The 22,356-nt window shown below is 66.4% G+C and carries 23 protein-coding genes and 1 pseudogene; 15 read left to right on the top strand and 9 right to left on the bottom strand.

The window, feature by feature from the left end; genetic code table 11:
- Nucleotides 1-11 precede the first annotated feature (11 nt).
- Both G6N36_RS08275 and G6N36_RS08270 read left to right on the top strand, forming a co-directional pair.
- Nucleotides 12-881 carry a TIGR03619 family F420-dependent LLM class oxidoreductase gene (locus G6N36_RS08275; protein ID WP_163686086.1) on the top strand — a complete coding sequence of 290 codons (870 nt, stop codon included), beginning with the start codon at nt 12-14 and terminating at the stop codon, nt 879-881.
- Nucleotides 882-918: 37 nt separating this feature from the next.
- The gene (locus G6N36_RS08270; RefSeq protein ID WP_163686085.1) at nt 919-1,329 is read left to right on the top strand and encodes an ester cyclase; all 411 of its coding nucleotides are present in this window, start codon (nt 919-921) and stop codon (nt 1,327-1,329) included.
- A 10-nt stretch (nt 1,330-1,339) separates the two neighbouring features.
- Here G6N36_RS08270 and G6N36_RS08265 read toward each other — a convergent pair whose 3' ends face one another.
- Both G6N36_RS08265 and G6N36_RS08260 read right to left on the bottom strand, forming a co-directional pair.
- Nucleotides 1,340-1,783 (bottom strand): nitroreductase/quinone reductase family protein, encoded by a 444-nt coding sequence (locus tag G6N36_RS08265; protein WP_163686084.1) that lies wholly within the window; start codon nt 1,781-1,783, stop codon nt 1,340-1,342.
- 82 nt (nt 1,784-1,865) lie between these two features.
- A pseudogene (locus G6N36_RS08260) lies at nt 1,866-2,210 on the bottom strand (SDR family oxidoreductase); the annotation flags it as partial.
- Between the two features lie 90 nt (nt 2,211-2,300).
- Between G6N36_RS08260 and sigI the strand changes: the two are divergent.
- A complete protein-coding gene (gene sigI / locus G6N36_RS08255) occupies nt 2,301-3,158 on the top strand; it encodes an RNA polymerase sigma factor SigI (protein WP_163686083.1) in 858 nt (285 codons plus the stop codon).
- A gap of 63 nt (nt 3,159-3,221) precedes the next feature.
- Here sigI and G6N36_RS08250 read toward each other — a convergent pair whose 3' ends face one another.
- The 3 genes from G6N36_RS08250 to G6N36_RS08240 all read right to left on the bottom strand — a co-directional run bounded on the left by G6N36_RS08250 (nt 3,222) and on the right by G6N36_RS08240 (nt 6,395).
- Nucleotides 3,222-3,800 (bottom strand): fasciclin domain-containing protein, encoded by a 579-nt coding sequence (locus G6N36_RS08250; RefSeq protein ID WP_163686082.1) that lies wholly within the window; start codon nt 3,798-3,800, stop codon nt 3,222-3,224.
- A 91-nt stretch (nt 3,801-3,891) separates the two neighbouring features.
- Nucleotides 3,892-5,631 carry a cytochrome c biogenesis protein CcdA gene (locus G6N36_RS08245; protein ID WP_163686081.1) on the bottom strand — a complete coding sequence of 580 codons (1,740 nt, stop codon included), beginning with the start codon at nt 5,629-5,631 and terminating at the stop codon, nt 3,892-3,894.
- Between the two features lie 77 nt (nt 5,632-5,708).
- Nucleotides 5,709-6,395, bottom strand: a complete 687-nt coding sequence (locus G6N36_RS08240; RefSeq protein WP_163686080.1) for a fasciclin domain-containing protein — start codon at nt 6,393-6,395, stop codon at nt 5,709-5,711.
- Between the two features lie 187 nt (nt 6,396-6,582).
- On the opposite strand from G6N36_RS08240, the gene dxr reads away from it, so the two are divergent.
- The 7 genes from dxr (at nt 6,583) to G6N36_RS08205 (ending at nt 14,324) form a co-directional block, all read left to right on the top strand.
- Complete coding sequence (gene dxr / locus G6N36_RS08235) at nt 6,583-7,755, top strand: 1-deoxy-D-xylulose-5-phosphate reductoisomerase (protein ID WP_163686079.1); 1,173 nt, start codon at nt 6,583-6,585, stop codon at nt 7,753-7,755.
- Complete coding sequence (locus G6N36_RS08230; RefSeq protein WP_163686078.1) at nt 7,752-8,966, top strand: M50 family metallopeptidase; 1,215 nt, start codon at nt 7,752-7,754, stop codon at nt 8,964-8,966. Before dxr ends, G6N36_RS08230 begins: the two co-directional genes overlap by 4 nt.
- An 11-nt stretch (nt 8,967-8,977) precedes the next feature.
- Entirely contained in the window at nt 8,978-10,150 is a 1,173-nt protein-coding gene (gene ispG, locus G6N36_RS08225) for a flavodoxin-dependent (E)-4-hydroxy-3-methylbut-2-enyl-diphosphate synthase (RefSeq protein ID WP_163686077.1), read from the top strand.
- Between the two features lie 88 nt (nt 10,151-10,238).
- Entirely contained in the window at nt 10,239-11,093 is an 855-nt protein-coding gene (locus G6N36_RS08220; RefSeq protein WP_163686076.1) for a GNAT family N-acetyltransferase, read from the top strand.
- A gap of 26 nt (nt 11,094-11,119) precedes the next feature.
- Nucleotides 11,120-11,779 (top strand): GNAT family N-acetyltransferase, encoded by a 660-nt coding sequence (locus G6N36_RS08215; protein ID WP_163686075.1) that lies wholly within the window; start codon nt 11,120-11,122, stop codon nt 11,777-11,779.
- Between the two features lie 77 nt (nt 11,780-11,856).
- Nucleotides 11,857-13,665, top strand: coding sequence for a penicillin-binding transpeptidase domain-containing protein (locus G6N36_RS08210; protein WP_163686074.1), 1,809 nt, complete (start codon nt 11,857-11,859; stop codon nt 13,663-13,665).
- 50 nt (nt 13,666-13,715) lie between these two features.
- Nucleotides 13,716-14,324: a DUF1707 SHOCT-like domain-containing protein gene (locus tag G6N36_RS08205; RefSeq protein WP_179964741.1), complete on the top strand. Its 609-nt coding sequence runs from the start codon at nt 13,716-13,718 to the stop codon at nt 14,322-14,324.
- Here the strand turns inward: G6N36_RS08205 and G6N36_RS08200 are convergent.
- The gene (locus G6N36_RS08200) at nt 14,317-15,447 is read right to left on the bottom strand and encodes a sulfotransferase family protein (RefSeq protein ID WP_163690545.1); all 1,131 of its coding nucleotides are present in this window, start codon (nt 15,445-15,447) and stop codon (nt 14,317-14,319) included. The genes G6N36_RS08205 and G6N36_RS08200 overlap by 8 nt on opposite strands.
- A gap of 47 nt (nt 15,448-15,494) precedes the next feature.
- The gene (locus tag G6N36_RS08195) at nt 15,495-16,607 is read right to left on the bottom strand and encodes a DUF1214 domain-containing protein (protein WP_163690544.1); all 1,113 of its coding nucleotides are present in this window, start codon (nt 16,605-16,607) and stop codon (nt 15,495-15,497) included.
- A gap of 1 nt (nt 16,608) precedes the next feature.
- On the opposite strand from G6N36_RS08195, the gene G6N36_RS08190 reads away from it, so the two are divergent.
- Complete coding sequence (locus G6N36_RS08190) at nt 16,609-17,211, top strand: TetR family transcriptional regulator (protein WP_163686073.1); 603 nt, start codon at nt 16,609-16,611, stop codon at nt 17,209-17,211.
- Here the strand turns inward: G6N36_RS08190 and G6N36_RS08185 are convergent.
- Nucleotides 17,208-18,108, bottom strand: a protein-coding gene (locus G6N36_RS08185; protein WP_372512216.1) for an IS5 family transposase whose coding sequence is annotated in 2 segments (ribosomal slippage) — nt 17,208-17,757 and nt 17,756-18,108 — 903 coding nt in all. Because the reading frame shifts where the segments join, the coding sequence is not laid out codon by codon here. The genes G6N36_RS08190 and G6N36_RS08185 overlap by 4 nt on opposite strands.
- Before the next feature lie 56 nt (nt 18,109-18,164).
- Nucleotides 18,165-18,611 carry a nuclear transport factor 2 family protein gene (locus G6N36_RS08180; RefSeq protein WP_163686071.1) on the bottom strand — a complete coding sequence of 149 codons (447 nt, stop codon included), beginning with the start codon at nt 18,609-18,611 and terminating at the stop codon, nt 18,165-18,167.
- Nucleotides 18,612-18,652: 41 nt separating this feature from the next.
- Between G6N36_RS08180 and map the strand changes: the two genes are divergently transcribed.
- From map to G6N36_RS08160, 4 genes are all read left to right on the top strand, one after another.
- Nucleotides 18,653-19,510: a type I methionyl aminopeptidase gene (map, locus tag G6N36_RS08175; protein ID WP_163686070.1), complete on the top strand. Its 858-nt coding sequence runs from the start codon at nt 18,653-18,655 to the stop codon at nt 19,508-19,510.
- A 73-nt stretch (nt 19,511-19,583) separates the two neighbouring features.
- Nucleotides 19,584-21,071, top strand: coding sequence for a cobyric acid synthase (locus G6N36_RS08170; protein WP_163686069.1), 1,488 nt, complete (start codon nt 19,584-19,586; stop codon nt 21,069-21,071).
- Entirely contained in the window at nt 21,068-21,730 is a 663-nt protein-coding gene (locus G6N36_RS08165; protein ID WP_163686068.1) for a hypothetical protein, read from the top strand. Before G6N36_RS08170 ends, G6N36_RS08165 begins: the two co-directional genes overlap by 4 nt.
- 62 nt (nt 21,731-21,792) lie before the next feature.
- Nucleotides 21,793-22,356, top strand: a complete 564-nt coding sequence (locus G6N36_RS08160; protein WP_163686067.1) for an alpha/beta fold hydrolase — start codon at nt 21,793-21,795, stop codon at nt 22,354-22,356.

Raw genomic sequence — 22,356 nt, 5'->3', positions numbered from 1 at the left:
AGAGAAACAGGATGCAGTTTTGGTCGGGCACTCCGTTCATGAAAACGTCAGAAATCCTGCCGCTGGCACGCATGCTCGACGAGGCGGGCTACGACGGCATTGTGACCGCCGACCACCTCATCTATCCCCGTGACCTCTCCTCGCCCTACCCGGACCATCCCAGCGGAAAGCCCCCGTGGGAACCCGAGACGGCGTGGCCGGACTGTTGGGTGCAGATCGGCGCGATGGCGGCGGTGACAAGCCGGCTGCGCTTCTCCAACGCGGTGTACGTCGCGCCCGCGCGACCGCTGCTGGAAGTGGCCAAACAGGTCGCCACGGCCGCCGTGCTCTCACAGGGGCGGGTGTCGCTGGCCGTGGGTGTCGGGTGGATGCGCGAGGAGTACGAGGTGCTGGGCCAGGATTTCACGACCCGCGGTAAACGGCTCAACGAGATGATCCCGGCATTGCGCGCACTGTGGGGTGGCGGATGGGTGTCCTGGAGTGGGGAGTACTACCAGGTGCCCGAGATGATGATCGAGCCTCATCCGGAGACATCCGTCCCCATTCACTGCGGCGGCGAATCCGAAGCGGCGCTGCGGCGTGCGGCCCGACTGTGTGACGGCTGGGTGGGCTACGCCTACGGATGGGCCGAAGCGGTGTCCTATGCGAACAAGATCACCAAGCTGCGCCATGAATATGGCAGGGCCAGTGAGCCTTTCGACATCATGCTGGCGTTGATGGAACCACCGTCGCCGGATCTCTACAAACGGGCCCAGGATGCAGGCATCACTGCCGTGATGTGCGCCCCGTGGATGGGCGCGGACCTGCCTGGTGACGGCGTCGAGCGCTACCGCGAGCCCATCGAGCGGTTCGCGGAGGAGATCATCGGAAAGGTGCGGTGAGCATGAGGGCCAGCGAGAAGACGGAGGCGGATCGCGCATGAGTTTTGAAGGCAACGAGATCCGCGATCTCGTGCACTGCCTCTATGCGGCCATCGACCGAAATGACCGGGCGACGCTCGAGGCCGTGGTGTCGCAGCGGGTGGTCGTGGAGGTCGGCGGGGGTGGACCGGTCGGATGGCACGAATGGATCGGCCGCCTCGACGAATTCTTCACGGCCTTTCCCGACGGGCGCCACGAACTCGACGAGGTACTCGTGGACGGTTCTCACGGCGTCTCCCGCTGCCGGTTCGTGGGCACTCATACCGGCCCGTTTCGTGGCATCGCGCCGACCGGGAAACCGGTGTCGGTGGCCGGCATCCACATCGACCGGTTTCAGGGCGACATGCTCGTCACCCACCGCGGACAACTCGACATGCACGGGCTGTATCAGCAGCTGCAGGGCGAATAGGCGCGGTAGGTCAGTCCAGCGGATCGAACCGGAAGACCGCCAGTTTCCCCGCAAGAGCTTCGAATTCGTCCGGCGTGCCCTCGCGCACCAGTCCCGACCGCTTCGCGAATCCGACTCCGACCGGAACTTCGACGGCGAAGCTGCGCAGCACAGGAGCCGCATCGGCGGCGTTCAGTTCGACGATCTTGACCCGTCGGGATCGACGGCCCCGGGCGAGCGTTCCCGCCCCAGCCACGCGCGCGTTGGCCGCCCAGTCGGCGCCGGGATAGCCTGCGACGGTGTAGAGACCACCGTTGTGGGCGAACGGTGTCATCGGCGTGCTGCGCAACTTGCCCGACTTCCGGCCCGGCACCGTCAGGATCTGCGACGGCCCTGCCGGTACGCCCAGCTTCTGAATCGCCTTGACGAACCGGTTCATCGGTTTGAGGTACCACGGTGGGCGAAATTCAGACATGTTCTTTCCCTTTATGATTCGTGAACAAATCTTGATTCGCCGAAACGGTATCGGCGAACGATTCGGCGGGACGGCCCAGGATCTTCTCGACCTCCCTGTTGCGGTCGCCGCGAAAGCGCGAGGGCTGCCGCGAGAAATCGTCGTCGGCGTTGATCGCCGACAGTGCCACGAGACGGGTGACGCCTGCCCGTCGGGTGGCCTGCACGACGGAAGCGAGTTCGTCGCCAAGCGCGCGCGAGTTGAGAAACACCGCGAACGCCCCGTCGATACCCGCGGTGGCAGAGGACACCACCTGGACGCCGTCCGGAAAGTGTGCGGCGTTCGGATCGCGGGTGACCGCGCGGACCACGGCTCCAGCGCTGACGAGTTGTGTGACAAGGGGGCGACCGACGTTGCCGGTTGCGCCCGTGACCAGAATTGGGTTCATGGCAGCTAGGACGGGGCGGCCACCGAAAAAGTTACGCCGTGTGGTGTCGGCGGCCCGTAACTTTCCGTCGTCGTGTCTCGTCCTTGAATCATGAGCGGTTCAGCGTCGATCGACGCCGCGTGGCGAGAACACCGTCCCTATCTGGTGAACCTCGCCTATCAGATGCTCAGCGACGTCGGCGGGGCCGAGGACGTCGCGCAGGAGGCGTTTCTGCGGCTCGCGCGTGCCGATACCGCACAGATCGACGACCTCCGCGCCTGGCTGACCGTTGTTGCCGGACGACTCTGCCTCGACCAGATCCGCTCGGCGCGCGCCCGCCGCGAATACCCCGATGCCTCCGGTGCGCTCGACACCGCGACGTCACCCGACCTCGATCCGGCCGACCGGGTCACCCTCGACGATGACATTCGTGCGGCGCTGCTGGAAGTGCTGCGGCGGCTCAGCCCAGGGGAGCGCGTCGCATTCGTACTCCACGACGTCTTCCAACTGCCGTTCGAGGAGATCGCCGAGACCGTCGGCAGGCCCGTCGGTACCTGCAGGCAATTGGCCCGACGAGCTCGGGCGAAGTTCTCCGATGCATCGCCGCGGCCGGCCGAGGTCGGCGGTGTCGAACATCAGCTCGTCACCGAGAAGTTCATCACCGCGTGCGCCAACGGAGACCTGCAGGGGCTCACGGCGATCCTGGATCCGTCGGTGTGGGGGGTGGGCACGATAATCGGCAAGGGGGCCCCGCCACCTCAGATCAACCACGGTCCGGAGGAGGTCGCGGTCAATCTCCTGCGCTATGTCGGACGGGGAGCCACGCTGGTCAGCGGACCGGTTGGGCAGGAGGCGGTTCTCGCATTTATGGAGCGACGTCTGTTCGCCGTGCTGGTTTTCACGTTGCGGGACAGCAGAATTCTCAAGATCGAGGCTGCTGTGGATCCTTCGGCCGCGCAACCCCGCTGAACGTACGGAAAGCAGCCCGGCCGGGGGTGCCGGGCTGCTCTCCTGATTAATCTGTGCCGCAACTCAATTCATCGGCGGCATCAGGACGGTGTCGATCATGTAGACGGTGGCGTTGGCCGTCTGCACCCCACCGCAGACCACGGATGCGTCGTTGACCTGCAGATCGTTACCCATGCCGGTGACGGTCAGGTCGGCGCCCTGCACCGTCTTGTGGGTCCCGGCGACCTGCGCGGGACCAGCCTGACCGGGAACCACGTGGTAGGTCAGGATGCTGGTGAGCAGGGGAGCGTCGGTCTTGAGCTTCTCGATGGTCGCCGGATCGATCTTCGCGAACGCATCATCGGTGGGAGCAAACACCGTGAACTGGCCACCGTTGAGGGTGTCGACGAGGTTCACCTGCGGATTCAATTGTCCGGAAATAGCTTTGGTGAGCGTGGTCAGCATCGGGTTGTTCGACGCGGCCACGGCTACCGGGTCCATTGCCATGCCCTGAACGGAGCCGGGACCCGTCGGCACCTCCTGCGCGTAGGCCGAGCAGCCTGTCCCGACCATCTCGGCTTGTGCGCTCGTCGCCGTGCCGAGGGACAATCCGAGAGCGGCAATCGCGGCGAAGCCGACCCCCACGGTTTTCTTTGCGTACATGTAATTCGCTTCCTTTCGTTGGGGACGGCTTATGCCGCCTCGTTTGTCACGTCATCAGGTATTCGGAGCCGTGCGCGGCGCGGATGGGTCATCAGCCGTAGGTAAACGAAAAGATTTGCAATCCCGCAGGTACCGCGACCTCGATCCGTCCTTCGCCGATCCCCGGGTCATCGACAATCTGATGCAGTGTCGGCGGACCGCTGACAGGCACGGTGGATTTCGCGCCGTTGCGGGTGACGGTCAAAGTACCGGTGCCGCCGGCCACGATGTAGACGTCTTTGGCGTGATAGTTCAGCGCGATACCGGAGTTGTCGCCCCGCGACGTTGCACCCTGATAGTCGAGCGCCCAGTCGCCGGTCAGCGCAAAGCTGTCGTTCCGAAGCTGTTGTGGATAGCTGAAATTGAAAGATCCCTCGTCGTACGTGCCGGTGCCGCCGTAGTTGACCACCTTGCCGACACTGAGATATGTCTCGGGCGTCGTCTCCTCGGACGGAGTCATGTCTTGGGCGTCGACCGGTGGCGGTAGCTGCGCCGAAGGGTCGGCCTCCGAGATCAGCTGGCGTATCAGGCGCTCGGTGACGTCGTAGTCGCCCTCTCCGAACTTGATATGGCGCACGGTGCCGGAAGCGTCGATGAGGTACTTGGCCGGCCAGTAGCGGTTGCGGTAGTTCGTCCACGTCGAATAGCCGTTGTCCAACGCGACGGGATAGGTGATGCCCAGATCTCGTGCGCCAGAGGCCACATTGCCTTCGACCCGTTCGAAGGCATACTCCGGCGTGTGCACGCCGATCACCTCGAAACCGACATCGCGGTAGGTGTCGTACCAGTCGACGAGGTGTGGGGCGGCGCGCTGGCAGTTGATGCACGAGTACGCCCAGAAGTCGACGAGTACCACCTTGCCGCGCAACGACTTCAGGTCCACCGCCGAGCCGTTCGGGGTGTTCAGCCAGGCGGTGATGTTCTTGATGTCCGGTGCGGAGCCGCAGCTTTCCAGCTCAGGGGCGCCGTTGCTGCAGTTCGCCAGCTCTCTGTTCTGATCGTTGACCAGGCCTGCCAGGTTGAGCTTCTCGCGAATCTGCTCGTCGCCGCCGACGCGCTCCTGCAGCGTGCCGGTGTAGTCCGGGATCGCGCGCTGCAACGCGGCGGGGACATTGAACGCGAGGGCCACGGCCAGCAGGATGGTCACAATGCCTGCGGTGACACGGATCTCGCGCTGGCGTCGCCGGAACGCCGCCACCCGCTCGGCCACACGACGACCTGCCAGAGCGAAGAACAGCAGCGGAAGCGCCGCGCCGACGGCGAACGCCAGGGTCAAGACGATGGTGGGAAGGCCGATCGTTCCCGTCGCTCCCGCGATGACGATGGCTGCCAGCACCGGTCCGGCGCACGGTACGTACAGCACGCCCAGCGCGAGGCCGAGGCCGAAACCGCTACTGCCGGAGCCGAACTGCTTCTGTGGCAGTTTGGAGAACGGCTTCTCCAGCAGCGCCTCGAATTTCGGGAAGATCAACCCGGTGCCGATCATCACCAACGCGATCAGCGCGACCCACCGGATGGCATCCTGCGGCAGGTGTAGCAGAGACAGCAGGGCAGAGCCCGCCAACGTGACCACGCTGAAACTCAAGACCAGCCCCGCGATCACACGGTAGGGCCGCAACCGGTCCGATAAAGCGGGCTTGGTGGCGACCGCCACGGCGCCTGCACCGCCGGACTCGTCGGCACGTGTGCCTTGCGTGCCGGAGAAGAAGATCACCGGAAGGACGGGAAGGATGCACGGAGAGATGCCGGTGATCAATCCGCCCAGAAAGCCGATGAGTGCGAGCGTGAACATGGCCGTTTCCTAGATAGGACGAGCTGGGCCCACACCGAGTCGGTGGGCCCAGCTCGCGAGCAGAGGTGAAGAAAGGCCTAGTTGGCCGGGGGCATCAGCACGGTGTCGATCATGTAGACCGTCGCATTGGCGGTCTGCACACCACCGCACACCAATCCGGCGTCATTGACCTTCAGGTCGGGACCGGCCCCGGTGACGTTCACCGATCCGCCTTCGAGCGTCTGGTGCTCACCTGCGACCGCCGAGGGGCTGGCCTGGCCCTCGACCACGTGATAGGTCAGGATGCTGGTCAGCAGATCCGAGTCGGTCTTCAACGTCTCGAGGGTGGCCGCATCGATCTTCGCGAAGGCGTCGTCGGTCGGCGCGAACACCGTCAGCGCGGGATTGCTGTTCAGCGTGTCGACCAGGTTCACATTGGGGTTGAGCTGACCCGACAGCGCCTGCGTCAGCGTCTTGAGCATCGGGTTGTTGGACGCCGCGACCGCGACCGGATCCTGGGCCATACCCGTCACCGATCCCGGGCCTTCCGGCACCTGCTCGGCGTACGCCGCACACCCGGTCCCGACGAGGTTCGCGGCGGGATCGGCCATCGCGGTCGTGGTCGGTGATGCCGCGGCAGACGTTGTCGTCTCGGCGGCGGCCGATGTGGTCGACGCGGCCTCGGAGGACTCGGACGAACTGTCGCTGGAGCACGAGACTGCGCCGAAGATTGCGAGTGCGCCCAGGCCGGCAGCGGCGACCGTCTTACGGTGGAGTGTTCTCATGGGTTCCCATCCCTTGTGTCGGACGACCGTGTTGCCGCCCTTTGGTTGACGAACGGGATTCGATGTGACGTGACGCACGGATTGCCGCCTTGCCGAGTGGTCACATTTGCGTCACATTTGGCGCCGTCGATCGGTCGCGGCCCCGGCGGACGGGACTGTGGCACACCCGGGGCGTCACAATGGTTCGGTGACCAACAGGCAGCGCGTGCTGATCCTCGGCAGTACCGGGTCGATCGGCACCCAGGCGCTGGAGGTCATCGCCGCCAACCCGGACCGCTTCGAGGTCGTGGGCCTGGCGGCGCGCGGCGGCACCCCGCGCCTACTGGCCCGGCAGCTCGCCGAGACCGGTGTGACGAACGTCGCCATCGCCGACGAGGCATCGGCCGCGCAGGTCGGCGAGGTGACCTATGCGGGACCGGACGCCGCCACCCGCCTCGTCGAGAACACCGAAGCGGACGTCGTGCTCAACGCACTCGTCGGCGCGCTCGGCCTCAAACCCACGCTGGCCGCCTTGAACAGCGGCGCCAGGCTCGCGCTCGCCAACAAGGAGTCACTGGTCGCGGGCGGGCCGCTGGTGCTCAAGGCGGCCAAACCCGGCCAGATCGTCCCCGTGGACTCCGAACACTCCGCGATGGCGCAGTGCCTGCGCGGAGGCACCGCAGACGAGGTCGCGAAGATCGTGCTCACCGCGTCGGGTGGGCCCTTCCTGGGGTGGTCGGCAGGCGATCTCGACTCCGTCACCCCCGAGCAGGCGGGCAAGCACCCGACCTGGTCGATGGGCCCGATGAACACGCTCAACTCGGCCACCCTGGTGAACAAGGGCCTCGAACTGATCGAGACGCATCTGCTGTTCGGCATCGACTACGCCCGCATCGAGGTGGTTGTGCATCCGCAGTCGATCGTGCACTCGATGGTCACCTTCACCGACGGTTCGACGCTGGCCCAGGCCAGCCCGCCCGATATGAAGCTGCCGATCGCGCTGGCACTGGGCTGGCCGGCCCGGGTGCCCGCCGCGGCGTCGGCGTGCGACTTCCGCACCGCCTCGACCTGGGAGTTCCTGCCGCTGGACGACGAGGTGTTTCCGGCCGTCGACCTCGCCAGGCAGGCCGGCCAGCGCGGTGGTTGCCTCACCGCGGTGTACAACGCAGCGAATGAGGAGGCCGCGGCCGCCTTCCTCGAGGGGAGCATCGGATTTCCGGCCATTGTGGGAACAATCGCCGAGGTCCTGCGTGCTGCCGACCAGTGGGCCGCCGAACCCGCTACCGTGGATGAGGTACTCGATGCTCAGCGCTGGGCCCGCGACTGGGCAAAGCGCGAAGTCGAGCGGGAGATTTCAAGAAAAGGACTACTCACCAAATGATGTTCGTGCTCGGCATCATCGCGTTCGCGTTGTGCATCCTCTTGTCGGTTGCACTGCATGAATGCGGGCACATGTGGGTGGCGCGCGCCACCGGGATGAAGGTGCGCCGCTACTTCGTCGGCTTCGGCCCGACGCTGTGGTCGACGCGGCGGCCCAACAAGCTTGGCGAAACCGAGTACGGAGTCAAGGCCATCCCGTTGGGCGGCTTCTGCGACATCGCCGGAATGACCTCGGTCGACGAAATCGCACCCGAGGACCGGCAGTACGCGATGTACAGGCAGAAGACGTGGAAACGCACCGCTGTGTTGGCCGCCGGCCCCGCCATGAACTTCGTCGTCGGCCTCGTACTCATCTATGCCATCGCGGTGATCTGGGGACTGCCCAACCTGCATCCGCCAACCCAGGCCATCGTCGGTGAAACCGGTTGTGTTGCAGCGCAAATCAGCAAGGACGAGGTGGCTGACTGCACCGGTCCCGGGCCGGCCGCCGAGGCCGGTATTCGTGCCGGCGACGTGATCGTCAAGGTCGGCGACACGCCCGTCAGCACCTTCGACGAGGCCAGGACCGCACTGCAGAAGGCCTCCGGACCGACCACCGTCGTCTACGAGCGCGACGGACAGCCCGCCAGCGCGGTCGTCGACGTCACCCGCACGCAGCGGTTCACCGGCGACGGCGACCAGCCCTCGACCGTCGGCGCCATCGGCATCGCCGCCGCGTACTTCGGGCCGACGCAGTACAACCCGTTGTCTGCGGTCCCGGGCACCTTCGCGTTCACCGGGGACCTGGCCGTCGAACTCGGCAAGTCACTGGCCAAGATCCCGACCAAGATCGGTGCGCTGGTGCAGTCGATCGGCGGTGGGGAGCGTGACCCGGAAACGCCGATCAGCGTCGTCGGCGCCAGCATCATCGGCGGCGACACCGTGGACGCCGGGCTGTGGGTCGCGTTCTGGTTCTTCCTGGCCCAGCTCAACTTCGTGCTCGGCGCGATCAACCTGGTGCCGCTGCTGCCCTTCGACGGCGGGCACATCGCCGTTGCGTGGTACGAGAAGATCCGCAACATGATCCGGTCGGCGCGCGGCAAGGTGGCCGCGGCACCCGTCAACTACCTCAAGCTGATGCCGGCCACCTACATCATTTTGTTCGTAGTGGTCGGATACATGCTGCTGACCGTCACCGCTGACCTGGTCAACCCGATCAGGTTGTTCCAGTAGGAGAAGAAGTCGTGACCTCCACCCAAAGCATCGGTCTGGGGATACCGGCGCCACCGGCGCCGACCCTGTCCCCGCGCCGCAAGACGCGTCAGCTCATGGTGGGCGACGTCGGCGTGGGTAGTGACTATCCGATCGCCGTGCAGTCGATGTGCACGACGAAGACACACGACATCAACGCGACCCTGCAGCAGATCGCCGAGCTGACGGCCTCGGGCTGCGACATCGTGCGCGTCGCCTGCCCGCGACAGGAAGACGCCGACGCGCTGCCCGCGATCGCGAAGAAGTCGAAGATCCCCGTCATCGCCGACATCCACTTCCAGCCCAAGTACATCTTCGCCGCGATCGACGCGGGCTGTGCGGCGGTGCGCGTGAATCCCGGCAACATCAAGGAATTCGACGGCCGGGTCGGGGAAGTCGCCAAAGCCGCAGGGGCGGCGGGCATTCCGATCCGTATCGGCGTCAACGCCGGCTCCCTGGACAAGCGATTCATGGAGAAGTACGGCAAGGCCACGCCGGAGGCGCTCGTCGAGTCCGCGCTCTGGGAGGCCTCGCTGTTCGAGGAGCACGGATTTGGCGATATCAAGATCAGCGTCAAGCACAACGACCCCGTCGTCATGGTCGCGGCCTACGAACTGCTGGCATCCAAGAGCGACTACCCGCTGCATCTCGGCGTGACCGAGGCCGGGCCGGCGTTCCAGGGCACCATCAAGTCAGCGGTCGCGTTCGGGGCGCTGCTGTCCAAGGGCATCGGTGACACCATCCGTGTCTCGCTGTCCGCGCCGCCCGCCGAAGAGGTCAAGGTCGGTAACCAGATCCTCGAATCGCTGAATCTGCGGCCGCGTGGTCTGGAGATCGTGTCGTGTCCGTCGTGTGGCCGCGCGCAGGTCGACGTCTACACCTTGGCCAACGAGGTGACCGCGGGCCTTGAGGGCATGGAGGTTCCGCTGCGCGTCGCGGTCATGGGCTGCGTCGTCAACGGGCCGGGTGAGGCGCGCGAGGCCGACCTCGGCGTGGCGTCCGGCAACGGTAAGGGCCAGATCTTCGTCAAGGGTGAGGTCATCAAGACCGTGCCCGAGCACCAGATCGTCGAGACGCTGATCGAAGAGGCGATGCGAATCGCCGAAGAAATGGGTCCGGCGTCCGGATCAGACGCCAGCGGTTCGCCGGTTGTGACCGTAAGCTGAGGGATGGCCCGGTGAGCACGGCGCCGCTCCGGCGGCGACATCGGATCGGGGTCACCGCACCGTCACGGATCGGTTAGAAAGAGTCTCCATGTCGGCTCCTCCGCTGTTTCGCCGCGTCGATGAACGACGGGTTTCATTGGTACGCGAAGCGGGTGAGGTGTACCGCGTCCTGGACGAGGATCCGGTCGGCAGCTGCATGGTGGCTTCGCGGGTGGTCGAGCACGGCATCGAGCCCGCGGCGATCGGCGGCGAGCTCTGGACCCGTCGGCGCCCTACCGAATCCCTCTGTTACGCAGGGGCGAACCTGATACCGCTGCGCGGCGGCGTCGACGATATGTACGCATTCGCCGACAAAGCGATGAGCACTCCTCGGCGTTGTTCGTCTTTGGTCGGCCGCGCCGAGATGGTGCTCCCGATGTGGCAGCGGCTCGAGCACGCCTGGGGCGCGGCCCGCGACGTGCGCGAGCATCAACCGCTGATGGCGCTGAGCACTCCGCCCATCTGCGCGATCGACCCGAATGTCCGCCAGGTGCGTGCCGACGAGCTCGATGCATACCTGGTCGCGGCCATCGACATGTTCATCGGCGAGGTGGGCATCGACCCGCGGATCGGTGACGGCGGCCGCGGTTACCGGCGCCGCGTCGCGGGGTTGATCGCCGCCGGCCGCGCGTGGGCCCGCTTCGAACGAGGTCAGGTGGTCTTCAAGGCGGAGGTCGGGTCCCAGTCGCCGTCCGTCGGGCAGATCCAGGGCGTCTGGGTCCATCCCGATTGGCGCGGCCACGGAATCGGCACCGCGGGGACCGCGACCCTGGCCGCGGCGGTGGTCCGCGGTGGGCGCACCGCGAGCCTGTACGTCAACAGCTTCAATACCGTCGCCCGCGCCACGTATGACCGGATCGGCTTCACACAGGTCGGCACGTTCGCGACGGTTCTGCTCGACTGATTCCGGCGTGCCTCTACGCTCGGAGAATGACCGATGACGATCCAAGAGTCGAACGCCGCGAGATCGCCGATGCGCTGGTGCGCGCGCTCGAACGGCGCCACGAGCTCCTCGATGTCGTCGTCGAAGCCGAGGACTACGACGCCGCGATCCTGGCAATCGCAAGCCATCTCGGCACTTCGACCGCTGCTGCCGAGGCCGTGCTGCGGCTGTCGTTCGATCGGCTCACCAAGGTTTCGCGCCGGCGAATCGCGGCCGAACTCGAGGACCTGAACAATCAGCTGAGCTTCACCAGGGGTGAGCCCGCGAGGCCGGTCGATGCCATCGTGCTGCGACCCTTCGCCGCCGACGCCGATCGCGACATCTTCGCCGCGCGCACCGCCGACGTGCAGGAGGCGGGCGACGGTTCGCGTGCGCCGGCCGGCGAGCTCGAGGACGAGATCCAGGCCGGGCTGCAGCGCGTCAACGCCGAGGATGCGGCATGGCTGGTCGCGATCCACGGTCCGCAGAAGATCGGCATGGTCTTCGGCGATCTTGTCGCCGGTGAGGTCAACGTCCGGATCTGGATCCACCCGGACTACCGCAAGCAGGGCTACGGCACCGCGGTGCTGCGCAAGTCGCGCTCGGAGATGGCCGCCTATTTCCCTGCAGTGCCGTTGGTGGTGCGGGCCCCGGCCGCGGGTCCGTAGCCCGCGTCGAAATCAATCGTGGAATTCGTTGCGCGCCTCCACGATCTTGAGGTCTCGGATTCGTAACATCTGCCTCAATGGCAACTTCAGTATCACGTGTTTCCGCCCTCCTGATGGTCGCGGCGGTGGTCCTCGCCTTCGGACCGGCCTGTACACCCAAGCCCGACGGGCCCGAGCCGACGGCTGAGCAGTTCTTCGCCGCGTTGATCGCCGGGGACACCGGGGCCGCCGCCGAGTTGAGCGACCGACCCGCGGATGCGCGCCAAGCGCTCAACAATGCATGGGCCGGCCTGCAGGCCACCCACCTCGACGCGCAGATCCTCAGTTCGAAGTACGCCGTGGACACCGGCAGTGTCGCCTACCGCTACACCTGGCATCTGCCCAAGGACCGCACGTGGACCTACGACGGGCAGCTCAACATGGTCCGCAACGAGGGCCGCTGGGAAGTGCGCTGGAGTACCACCGGGGTGCACCCGAAGCTCGGTGAGAACCAGACGCTGGCGCTGCGCGCCGACCCGCCGCGACGGGCCTCGGTCAACGAACGTGGCGGCACCGACGTCCTGGTGCCCGGCTACCTCTACAACTTCTCCCTCGACGCGCAGACCGCGGCCGGTTCGCTGATGACGACGTCGCGCGCGGTCGTCGATGCGCTGCGGCCGTTTGACAACACGCTGGATCCGCAGCGCCTCGCCGAGCAGGCGAGTTCGTCGAAGAAGCCGATGTACCTGATCACACTTCGGCAGTCCGACCATGACCGGGTGGCTGGCGCGATCGGACAGCTGCCGGGCGTGGTGATCACGGCGCAGGCCGAATTGATGCCCACCGATGAGACTTTCGCGCCGGCGATCGTCAACGAGGTCAAGAAGGCGGTGGTCGACGAGCTCGACGGCCAAGCGGGGTGGCGCGTGGTGAGCGTCAATCAGAACAACGTCGACGTCGACGTGCTCAACGAGGTGGCGGGCGAGCCGGCGCCGTCGATCACGATCAGTCTCGACCGCGCCGTGCAGAATGCCGCGCAGAACGCCGTCGACTTCACCGGCAAGCCCGCGATGATCGTGGCGATCAAGCCGTCCACCGGCGAGATCCTGGCTGTCTCGCAGAACGCCTCGGCCAACGCGCAGGGGCCGCTGGCCACCACGGGCCTGTACCCGCCGGGGTCGACTTTCAAGATGGTCACCGCGGGGGCCGCGATGGAGCGTGACATGGCCACCCCCAACACGCTGCTGCCCTGCCCGGGCACCATGGACATCGGCCATCGCACCGTGCCCAACTACGGCGGGTTCGATCTCGGCACCGTGCCGATGTCGCGGGCGTTCGCCAGTTCGTGCAACACGACCTTCGCGGAACTGGCCAGCCGGATGCCGCCGCGCGGGTTGACGCAGGCAGCCGCGAAATACGGCATCGGCACGGATTACGCGATCGAGGGCATGACCACCGTCACCGGCTCGGTACCGCCGACGGTGGACCTCGCCGAACGCACCGAGGACGGCTTCGGGCAGGGAAAGGTCGTCGTCAGCCCCTTCGGCATGGCGCTGGCCGCAGCGACGGTCGCAGCCGGGAAAACGCCTGTGCCACAGCTGATCGAAGGCCGCCAGACCCAGGTCACCGGCGACCAGACACCGATAAGTCCGAAGATTCTCGACGGCTTGCGGCCGATGATGCGGTTGGTCGTCACCAACGGCACCGCCAAGGATCTCCAGGGCGCGGGTGACGTGCGGGGTAAGACCGGGGAGGCGGAGTTCGCGGGTGGCTCGCATTCGTGGTTCGCCGGGTACCGCGGTGATATGGCGTTCGCGGCGCTGATCGTGGGCGGCGGATCCTCGGAGTACGCGGTGCGGATGCTCAAGGTGATGTTCGACTCGCTGCCGCCGAGCTACCTGGCCTGAGCCCGCACGGGTTCGATCCCAAAGGGCCGCGGCGGTACCGTTGAACCGTTATGACAGGGCTCGATGACCAACGTGGGATGCGCGTCTCCGACGCGCAGGCGGCGATGCGCATCTCCGATGCGGATCGCAACGGCACGTTGCGCCGGCTGCACAACGCCGTCGCCCTCGGGCTGATCGACATCGACGAATTCGAAGAGCGCTCGGCGCTGGTGTCGAGTGCGCGGCTGCACACCGACCTCGACAACCTCGTCGGTGATCTGCCCGGACCTGGCGCAATCGTCACGACGGCCACCGACCGCGTGGAGTTGCGGGGCGTACTCGGCTCGCTCAAGCGCCAGGGGGAGTGGATCGTGCCGACGCGGTTGGCATTACATCGGCGGGTCGGCTCGGTTGACCTCGACCTGACCAAGGCGCGCTTCGCTGGGTCGATCGTCGTGGTGGAACTCGACCTGAAGTTCGGTGGGCTCGACCTTCGGCTGCCCGACGGCGCCAGCGCGTCGATCGACGACGTCGAGGTGGTCGTCGGCAGCGCTCATGATCACCGCAAGGACGCACCCGCCGAAGGCAATCCGCACGTCATCCTCACCGGCAAGGTGGTCTGCGGGTCCGTCGACATTCGCGGGCCGCGCAAAGGGTTGCGCTTCGGGCGCATCACTTGAGCGGTTCGTCGGCGACCCCGAACCGCTGCTGATATTCGCGCACCTGCTCACGCACCGCACCGGCGTCAAGCCCCGTGTCGTCCCACGTGTAGCGGCCACCGCCACCGTCGCCGGGGTGGGCGGCCAGGAACGCGCGCATGTTCTGCTCGGCGACGGGCGAAAGTTCGCGTCCGAGTTCGGCATACAGCGCACGAATGGTGGCGAACGGGTCGCGGACGAAATCGGCGAACTGTACGTCCACGATCCGATGTCCGGCCAGCGCCTCTGAATCCCGCAGTTTCATCCCCCGTTCGAGGCCGACCACGATCTCTTCGCATGACTGCCCTGCGCAGTCGGTGATCGAACTGTCGTCGGACGCGAGACGGCGCAGGTGGTGGGTCAGTGCGCTGATCGACGAGATCACGTTGAGCGGGTCACGGTGGTTCTGCACGATGAGCGCGTCGGGATATTCGGCGACCAGTGCGTCGAGCTGCCACAGATGCGCGGGCGATTTCAACAGCCATGAACAGGCCCCGCCCGGCACCCCGGATTGCAAGTGCTGCAGGAACGTTCGGTGATAGCGATAGGCAGGGCGGTGGTCGGCGTCGTACAGGAGCCACCGGTAGTACGTCGGCAGGCGGTACTGCACGGAGAAGATCATGCTGCAGAACTGTCCCGCGGTGATCCGTACACATTCCTGGCCATGAAGCGCGCCCATCGGATGGAACGCCAGGAGTCCGGGGACGATCTGCTCTGACATCTCGATGCTCGCCTGGGTTTCGGCGATGCGGGGGTCAGTGGCATACGTCTCCGACCGGGGCAGGGGGTGTGGGGTGTCCACCTCCCAGGTCAGCGGGGGCCGAAGCTCGGGGTCCTGCGCGAGGAGGTCGAACAGGATGGTGGTGCCGGTGCGCGGCTGCCCGACGATGAATATGGGCCTGCTGATCTGCTGTGCGGCGACGGCGGGATTCTCCTTGCGCCACTTGGTGATCTGCAGACGGCTGACCATGGGCCGGATGATGTCGAGCACCGCGATCTCGACGCCGATATCGTTCAGACGTGCCTCGGTGGCCAGTCCGTCGCACAACAGGTTCAGCCCTTCGCGCCAGCTGTCGTCGCCGCCGAAGTCGTCGCTGCCCGCCATCTCGCACGCCTGCTGGACGAGCAGATCGGGCTGGAAACGCTGGCCGCTCACGACACGGACCCGCCGCGCCGGACGCTGGTCTGGACGTCTGGCGGGGCAGGGTTGTCGAGCCACCGCAGCACGATGAAGCCCCTGCGCCGACCGCCGGTATCCAGCCAGTGGCCGTGGCCGAAGTCTTTGGCCCCGACAGCGATTCGCACGGTACCGTCGTCGCCCGGTGCGACCCCCTTGTTGGTGACGGAGCTATGGCGATGCCGCGGTTCCAGGCACTCGTGCCAGATGCTCTCCAGCGTCACGTTCCAGTACCGCGTGTCGGGTGGCTGGATCTCGAGTACGAGCGACTCGTCGGGCTCGAGCCCAAAGGTGCCGATCATGTAGAGGTTGTCGGGTGTGGTGTCCGCACCACCGAGTTCGGCGGCCTCGGCGGTCATCAGCTTGTTCGGCTGGTCGAGCAGTTCGGGTTTGATCGTGCGATGCATCGTGGCCAGCTTGACGATCGTCCATGCCATCGCGGTGAACTGTTGTGCGGCAACGTCATCGGTGATCGGGCACAGCGGATCGGGATCCAGGGATTCGATGTGCATGGTGGCGAGCTCTTCGGTAGCGAAGTCGCCGATGTACTCGCGGACGACAATCGACGAGGCGTCCTTCGGGATGGACACCCACTGGGCCGAACCGAGCACTTCGCCCGTCGGCTCGGTGGGGGAGAACAGCAATTCGAACCTGCCGGAGTCGAGTACGAGGTCGGTGTCGCTGACGTATCCCGACATGCGTCGCGGCGTCAGGCCGGTGCCGGCAAGCACCTGGTAGCCGAGGTAGGCGGTGGTGCCGCGGGTGCCCGTGACCCGGTAGGCGCGATCGCCGCGGATCATGGCCAACAGGTAGCGGCCGTCGGGATTGGGGCCCCCGATCATCCGGGTGTCGGAGCACATGTCGAAAAATGCCGGACGTTCGGGGTCGGCCTGGACGGACAGCTCCGAACACAGTCCGAAGATCTTCGCGACGACCTGAAGGCCCTCGATGAGCTCCCGCTCGTCGATTGCGTCTGCGGTCACCGACTTGGTGAGGTCGGCCAGCATCTGTTGGACCAACTGCCAGGATTCCAGGGTTTTCGGCGCGGCCTTGTTGCCATCGATGTCCACAGTGAGACATAGTCTCATCATGGACGTCGTCTCACCAGAGAATTCGCGGGAAAGTCTGACGGTCCGCAGACAGCGGGCCACGCGGTCCCGCATCGCGACGGCGGCGGCACAGCGCGTCGCCGAAAACGGCCTGGCCGGGGTGACGGTCGAGCAGATCGCTGCGGCGGCCGAGGTCGGGCGCGCGACGTTCTTCCGGTATTTCAGCTCGAAGGAGGACGCCGTCGCCGAGGGGATGACGACGCGTTGGCTGGATGCGATTACGGCGGTCATCGCCAAGCAGCCGGCCGGATTGTCGGCGAGCGCCGCGGTGATCGCAGGGTTCGGCGACCTGGGTGACGGCTTCGAGTCGATCAGCGCCCAGGTCCGTGATCTGGCCACGTTGACCCGGTCATCGCCCGCGCTCAGCGCGTGGACGCTGCAGATCTATCTGCGCTACGAGGCCGTCATCGCGGACTTGGTGGCCCCGCGTATCGGTGATCTGACCGACGACGACCCGCGGCCGAGGCTCATCGGTGCATTGGCCATGGCGTCGGTGCGGATCGCACTGGACGACTGGCTGCTGCACGGCGGATCGCTGCCTGACCGCGTGCGGTCGGCGTTGTCGGCGCTACGCGTCGACTAGGGCGTGTCTCCTAAATGTCGTAGCCATGCACATATCGCGGCGAGGACGACTGCGGCGCGGTAGGTCAGAGCGAGTTTGTCGTAGCGGGTGGCCAGCCCACGCCAGTTCTTGACGATGTTGAAGGATCGTTCGATCACGTTGCGGCGCTTGTATTTTTGGATGTCGAGGCCGACTGGGCGCCCGCCTCGGCTGCCGCGGCGTCGGCGGTGATCGATCTGGGTGGACGGTTCGGGGATGACCGCGCAGATACCCCGCGCGCGCAGCCGTGCCCGGTGTGCACGCGACGAGTAGGCCTTATCACCCAGCACCGCAGCCGGTCGAGTACGCGGCCGGCCGGGGCCCACACGGGGCACACGCAGCTCGCCCATCAGCGGGTCGAACATCGGTGAATCGTGTGCGTGGCCAGGACCGATGAGCACCACCAGCGGCAATCCCTGCCCGTCGCAGAGCTGATGGATCTTCGTCGTCAACCCGCCGCGCGACCGCCCCAGAGCGTGATCGGCGGGTTCATCACACAAATTCGTGTAATTCGATGGTGCCCCCTGTGTCGCGCGCCAGGGTCGCGCCGTGCTGATGGACCCGACACGACGTCGAATCAACCGCCACCGCCGACCAATCAATGACCTCGGCGGCATCGGCCAGGCTCAACAGCGCGGTCAACACCACGTCCCACGTGCCGTCGGCCGCGAACCGGCGATGACGCTTCCACACCGTCTGCCAAGGCCCAAAATCCGCAGGTAGATCACGCCATGGGACCCCACAGCGATACCGGTAGATGATCCCTTCGATCACCTGACGATGATCCCGAAACGGCCGCCCCCGCACACCATCCGAGCACGGCAACAACGGCTCAACGACATTCCACTGCGCATCGGTCAACACCGCATCACGAGTCACACCAAACACACTGACCGACCACCGGCCTCACATTAAGGAGACACGCCCTAGTCAGGTCACCGCTTGAACAGCTGAGTGCCCGTGCGCACCAGCCGCTCCCACCCCGCCGGGCGGCCGACGAGCTTGCCGATGAGGGGCGTCGAGTCGAAATAGGAAACCCGTTCGGCGACAAGGCCGTCGGTGAAGGTGAATCGGTCGACGGCGTCCCAGGCGATGGGCTTGCCGCCATATGTGCCGCTGAGCGTGAACTCGATGAAGACCTCGTGACCGCCATGCCCGACGCGATGCACGTCGGCATGCAGGTCGGGGATCAGGGCGAACAGTCGCTGAAATGCCTCGCGACAGGCCTGCTTGCCGCGAAGGGTGCCCATCATCGGCTGGGTCAGCACGATGTTCTCGCTCCACAGCGCCTCGTGTTTCGCCAGATCAGGCGTGCGCCACGTGGCGGCGAACTGTTCGGCGAATCGGGCGGCGAACTGCGCGTCTACCTCGTCGATGGTCATGACCGTCGAATGTAGTGGCCGCCGCCGACTATTCTGGCGTCATGCCTGTTCGTACCGCCCTTCGTCCCGGCGTGGTGTCACCGACGCTGCCGGTGCCCCGCTCGATCGTGCGCCCCGAATACGTGGGCAAGGCGACCGCGCAGGAGGGCAGCGAGCCGTGGGTGCAAACCCCCGAGGTGATCGAGAAGATGCGCGTCGCCGGACGCATCGCTGCCGCGGCGCTGGCCGAGGCGGGTAAGGCCGTCGCGCCGGGCGTCACCACCGACGAGCTCGACCGCATTGCGCACGAGTACATGATCGACCACGGCGCCTACCCGTCGACGCTGGGCTACAAGGGCTACCCGAAGTCCTGCTGCACCTCACTGAACGAGATCATCTGCCACGGTATCCCCGACTCGACCGTGATCGAGGACGGCGACATCGTCAACATCGACGTCACCGCCTTCATCGACGGTGTGCACGGCGACACCAACGCCACCTTCCTGGCGGGGGACGTGTCCGAGGAGCACCGGCTGCTCGTCGAGCGCACCCATGAGGCCACCATGCGCGCGATCAAGGCCGTCAAGCCGGGACGCGCCCTGTCGGTCGTCGGCCGCGTCATCGAGTCGTACGCAAACCGGTTCGGCTACAACGTGGTTCGTGACTTCACCGGCCACGGCATCGGCACCACATTCCACAACGGGCTGGTGGTGCTGCACTACGATCAACCCGCCGTGCAGACGGTGCTCGAACCGGGAATGACGTTCACGATCGAGCCGATGATCAACCTCGGTGCGTTGGACTACGAGATCTGGGACGACGACTGGACCGTCGCGACCAAGGACAAGAAGTGGACCGCCCAGTTCGAGCACACACTGGTGGTCACCGAGGACGGCGCCGAGATCCTGACCCAGTTGTGACTGGACACTGTGCGAGTGTGAAACCACTGCGCCTTCTCGGCCGAATCGTCGCAGTGAGTTCACACCCGGCGTCATGAGCGGAGCGCTGCTCGTCGCCGGCACCACCTCCGACGCCGGTAAGTCGATGGTCGTCGCGGGGCTGTGTCGCCTGTTGGCCCGCAAGGGGATTCGCGTCGCGCCCTTCAAGGCGCAGAACATGTCGAACAATTCTGCGGTGACGGTCGAGGGCGGGGAGATCGGCCGCGCCCAGGCCATGCAGGCCCGCGCGGCGGGCTTGGCTCCGAGCGTGCGTTTCAACCCGGTGCTGCTCAAACCGGGCAGTGATCGCACCTCGCAACTGGTGGTCCGCGGAAGAGCGGTGGACACGGTGGGCGCCGGGGACTACTTCACCCACCGCGAACAGCTGGCAACTGTGGTTGCCGACGAATTGCGATCTCTGAGAACTGAATTCGACGTCGTGATCGTCGAAGGTGCCGGCTCGCCCGCCGAGATCAACCTGCGCGCGACCGACATCGCGAACATGGGGCTGGCCCGTGCCGCGCAGCTGCCGGTCGTGGTCGTCGGCGACATCGACCGCGGCGGGCTGCTGGCCCATCTGTACGGCACGGTCGCCGTGCTCGAGCCCGACGACCAGCGACTCATCTGCGGGTTCCTCGTCAACAAGTTCCGCGGCGACCCCGCACTGCTGGCGCCGGGCCTCGCGCAGCTGCACGCGCTGACCGGCCGACCGACCTACGGCGTGATCCCGTACAGCGAGGGGCTGTGGCTGGACGCCGAGGATTCCGTGTCCGTGCTCGCCCATCGCGTGGTCGGCGATCCGCAGCGCCCCCGCGGACAGGACTGGCTGCGCATCGCCGCCGTCCGGCTGCCGCGCATCTCCAACTCGACCGACGTGGAAGCCCTGGCCTGCGAGCCCGGAGTGCTGGTGCGCTGGGCAGGCGACCCCGCCGACCTCGCGGACGCCGACGTCGTCGTCATCCCCGGTAGCAAGGCCACCGTCGCCGACCTGACGTGGTTACGGGAGCGCGGCCTGGCGGACGCCATCGAGGCGCACGCCCGGCTGGGAAAGCCCGTGCTCGGCGTGTGCGGCGGATTCCAGATGCTCTGCCGTCGCATCGACGACACCGTGGAGTCGGGGGCGGGCACAGTCGACGGGCTCGCGCTGCTCGACGCCGACATCGCGTTCGCATCGGTGAAGACGTTGCGCCACCACGAAGCCCCGTTGCACGGCTACGAAATTCACCACGGTCGCCTCAGCCGTTCAATCGAAGAGGACTGGCTGGGCGTGGGGATCCGCAACGGCGCCGTATACGGCACCCATTGGCACGGCCTGCTCGACAACGACGATGTGCGACGGCAATGGCTCAACGAGGTCGCGGCCGCCGCGGGGCGAAGCGAATTCGTCGTCGCACGCGACGTCGACGTCCGCGCGCGCCGCGACGCCCAACTCGACGTGATGGCCGACCTGATCACCAGCCACGTCGACGTCGACGCCGTGATCGCCCTACTGCACAGCGGTCCGCCGAAACTGCCGTCGATCGCCACTAGGCTGGCTCCATGACCTGGCGCAATGTGCTGGTCCTTCTCGCCACGGCACTGCTGGTGGGTGGCTGCGCCCAACCGGTTGCGGGCACGGCGACCTGGCCCGGCGCCCGGCTCGAGAACGTGCTGCTCACAGCCGCGGACTTCCCGCCGGGCGTGCAGTTCGAACGCATCAACCGCGACCCCGGCCAGGCCGACGGCGCGGGCGCGCCGCCTGCAATGCTGTCGCGCCCGGAAGGCTGCTCGGAGGGGCTGACGCGGGCGATCGCCGATTCGGCCGAGCGCGGGCCCGGCAGCGCCGCCGAATACCTCGTCGCCTATGACGGCGCCCGGATGGTCATCACGGTGTTGACGTGGCGACTGGACCTCGAGAAGTTGGCGGCGGTCGCCGATCGGTGCGCGAAGTACGAGACGTTCTTCGATACGTCGACGCCGGGCATTCCGATGACGACGACGAGACTGCAGACGTCGCGCGCCGATGCGCTCGTCTACGAGCAGACGATGCGGTTGAGCGGCCAAACGAACAGCGTCTACTTCTCGTTCGAGAACATCGGGAGCACCGCGGTGTTCGGAGTCGCGTTCCCGACACCCAACTCGTCGATCCCCGTCAAAGGTTCGCTGCCGCAAACGTTTCTGGAGACAACGGCAAAGCAGGCCGAGCGCGCGCAATCTGCGTGAAGACCGTGTTTGCTCAAGGCGAAAACGACCCGCTCTCAGGTGACCGCCTGTAGCGTGGCGAAATGCCGCCGACCACAGTCACCGTCGACGGGTTCGGTGTGTCCGTTGACGTGGGCGGCCCCGAAAAAGGGTCCGTAGTCGTGGTCCTCGGTGCCGCCCATCATGCACCCGCGGCGTACGAACCGGTATGTCAACGGCTGCACACCGCGTCCCTGCGAACTGTGGTCATCGCACCGGACCCGCGGCTGACTGCCAAGACGGTGGTCGAGGTCCTCGACGCACTCGACGTGAAGTGGGCGTTGTTGGTCGGTGACCGCGTCGGCGGGGAATTGGCATGGGAGCTCGCCGCGACGCGGCTGGACCGGTTCATCGGGCTGGTGGTGATCGACCGCGGCCACCCGCGCGTCGCCGACCCCTCCGGTGTGGTCCGCGACGACCATTGCCCGCCGGTGGAAATGAACACCACCGCGTTGGTCAGTACGCCCGCCGCGCGCGCGGTCGCCAAAGCCAGCCAGCGCTACGTGTACGGCGATTACCGGATGGTCGACCTACTCGGCAGGCGCAATGCCCAGGAGTCCACTGCGCAGCTCGCCGCCGAGATCGTGATGCGCACGAGCACCTGGTAG

The sequence above is a fragment of the Mycolicibacterium gadium genome (assembly GCF_010728925.1).
Classification (GTDB): Bacteria; Actinomycetota; Actinomycetes; order Mycobacteriales; family Mycobacteriaceae; genus Mycobacterium; species Mycobacterium gadium.
Note: the sequence above shows the minus strand (reverse complement) of the source record. Positions and strands in the feature narration are given on the sequence as shown.

Excerpts from the sequence above, each read along its gene's own strand:
- G6N36_RS08275 (WP_163686086.1), top strand. The coding sequence starts at position 12 with ATGCAGTTTTGGTCGGGCACTCCGTTCATGAAAACGTCAGAAATCCTG.
- G6N36_RS08270 (WP_163686085.1), top strand. The coding sequence starts at position 919 with ATGAGTTTTGAAGGCAACGAGATCCGCGATCTCGTGCACTGCCTCTAT.
- G6N36_RS08265 (WP_163686084.1), bottom strand. The coding sequence starts at position 1,783 with ATGTCTGAATTTCGCCCACCGTGGTACCTCAAACCGATGAACCGGTTC.
- sigI (WP_163686083.1), top strand. The coding sequence starts at position 2,301 with ATGAGCGGTTCAGCGTCGATCGACGCCGCGTGGCGAGAACACCGTCCC.
- G6N36_RS08250 (WP_163686082.1), bottom strand. The coding sequence starts at position 3,800 with ATGTACGCAAAGAAAACCGTGGGGGTCGGCTTCGCCGCGATTGCCGCT.
- G6N36_RS08245 (WP_163686081.1), bottom strand. The coding sequence starts at position 5,631 with ATGTTCACGCTCGCACTCATCGGCTTTCTGGGCGGATTGATCACCGGC.
- G6N36_RS08240 (WP_163686080.1), bottom strand. The coding sequence starts at position 6,395 with ATGAGAACACTCCACCGTAAGACGGTCGCCGCTGCCGGCCTGGGCGCA.
- G6N36_RS08230 (WP_163686078.1), top strand. The coding sequence starts at position 7,752 with ATGATGTTCGTGCTCGGCATCATCGCGTTCGCGTTGTGCATCCTCTTG.
- G6N36_RS08220 (WP_163686076.1), top strand. The coding sequence starts at position 10,239 with ATGTCGGCTCCTCCGCTGTTTCGCCGCGTCGATGAACGACGGGTTTCA.
- G6N36_RS08215 (WP_163686075.1), top strand. The coding sequence starts at position 11,120 with ATGACCGATGACGATCCAAGAGTCGAACGCCGCGAGATCGCCGATGCG.
- G6N36_RS08210 (WP_163686074.1), top strand. The coding sequence starts at position 11,857 with ATGGCAACTTCAGTATCACGTGTTTCCGCCCTCCTGATGGTCGCGGCG.
- G6N36_RS08205 (WP_179964741.1), top strand. The coding sequence starts at position 13,716 with ATGACAGGGCTCGATGACCAACGTGGGATGCGCGTCTCCGACGCGCAG.
- G6N36_RS08200 (WP_163690545.1), bottom strand. The coding sequence starts at position 15,447 with ATGGCGGGCAGCGACGACTTCGGCGGCGACGACAGCTGGCGCGAAGGG.
- G6N36_RS08195 (WP_163690544.1), bottom strand. The coding sequence starts at position 16,607 with ATGAGACTATGTCTCACTGTGGACATCGATGGCAACAAGGCCGCGCCG.
- G6N36_RS08190 (WP_163686073.1), top strand. The coding sequence starts at position 16,609 with ATGGACGTCGTCTCACCAGAGAATTCGCGGGAAAGTCTGACGGTCCGC.
- G6N36_RS08180 (WP_163686071.1), bottom strand. The coding sequence starts at position 18,611 with ATGACCATCGACGAGGTAGACGCGCAGTTCGCCGCCCGATTCGCCGAA.
- map (WP_163686070.1), top strand. The coding sequence starts at position 18,653 with ATGCCTGTTCGTACCGCCCTTCGTCCCGGCGTGGTGTCACCGACGCTG.
- G6N36_RS08170 (WP_163686069.1), top strand. The coding sequence starts at position 19,584 with ATGAGCGGAGCGCTGCTCGTCGCCGGCACCACCTCCGACGCCGGTAAG.
- G6N36_RS08165 (WP_163686068.1), top strand. The coding sequence starts at position 21,068 with ATGACCTGGCGCAATGTGCTGGTCCTTCTCGCCACGGCACTGCTGGTG.
- G6N36_RS08160 (WP_163686067.1), top strand. The coding sequence starts at position 21,793 with ATGCCGCCGACCACAGTCACCGTCGACGGGTTCGGTGTGTCCGTTGAC.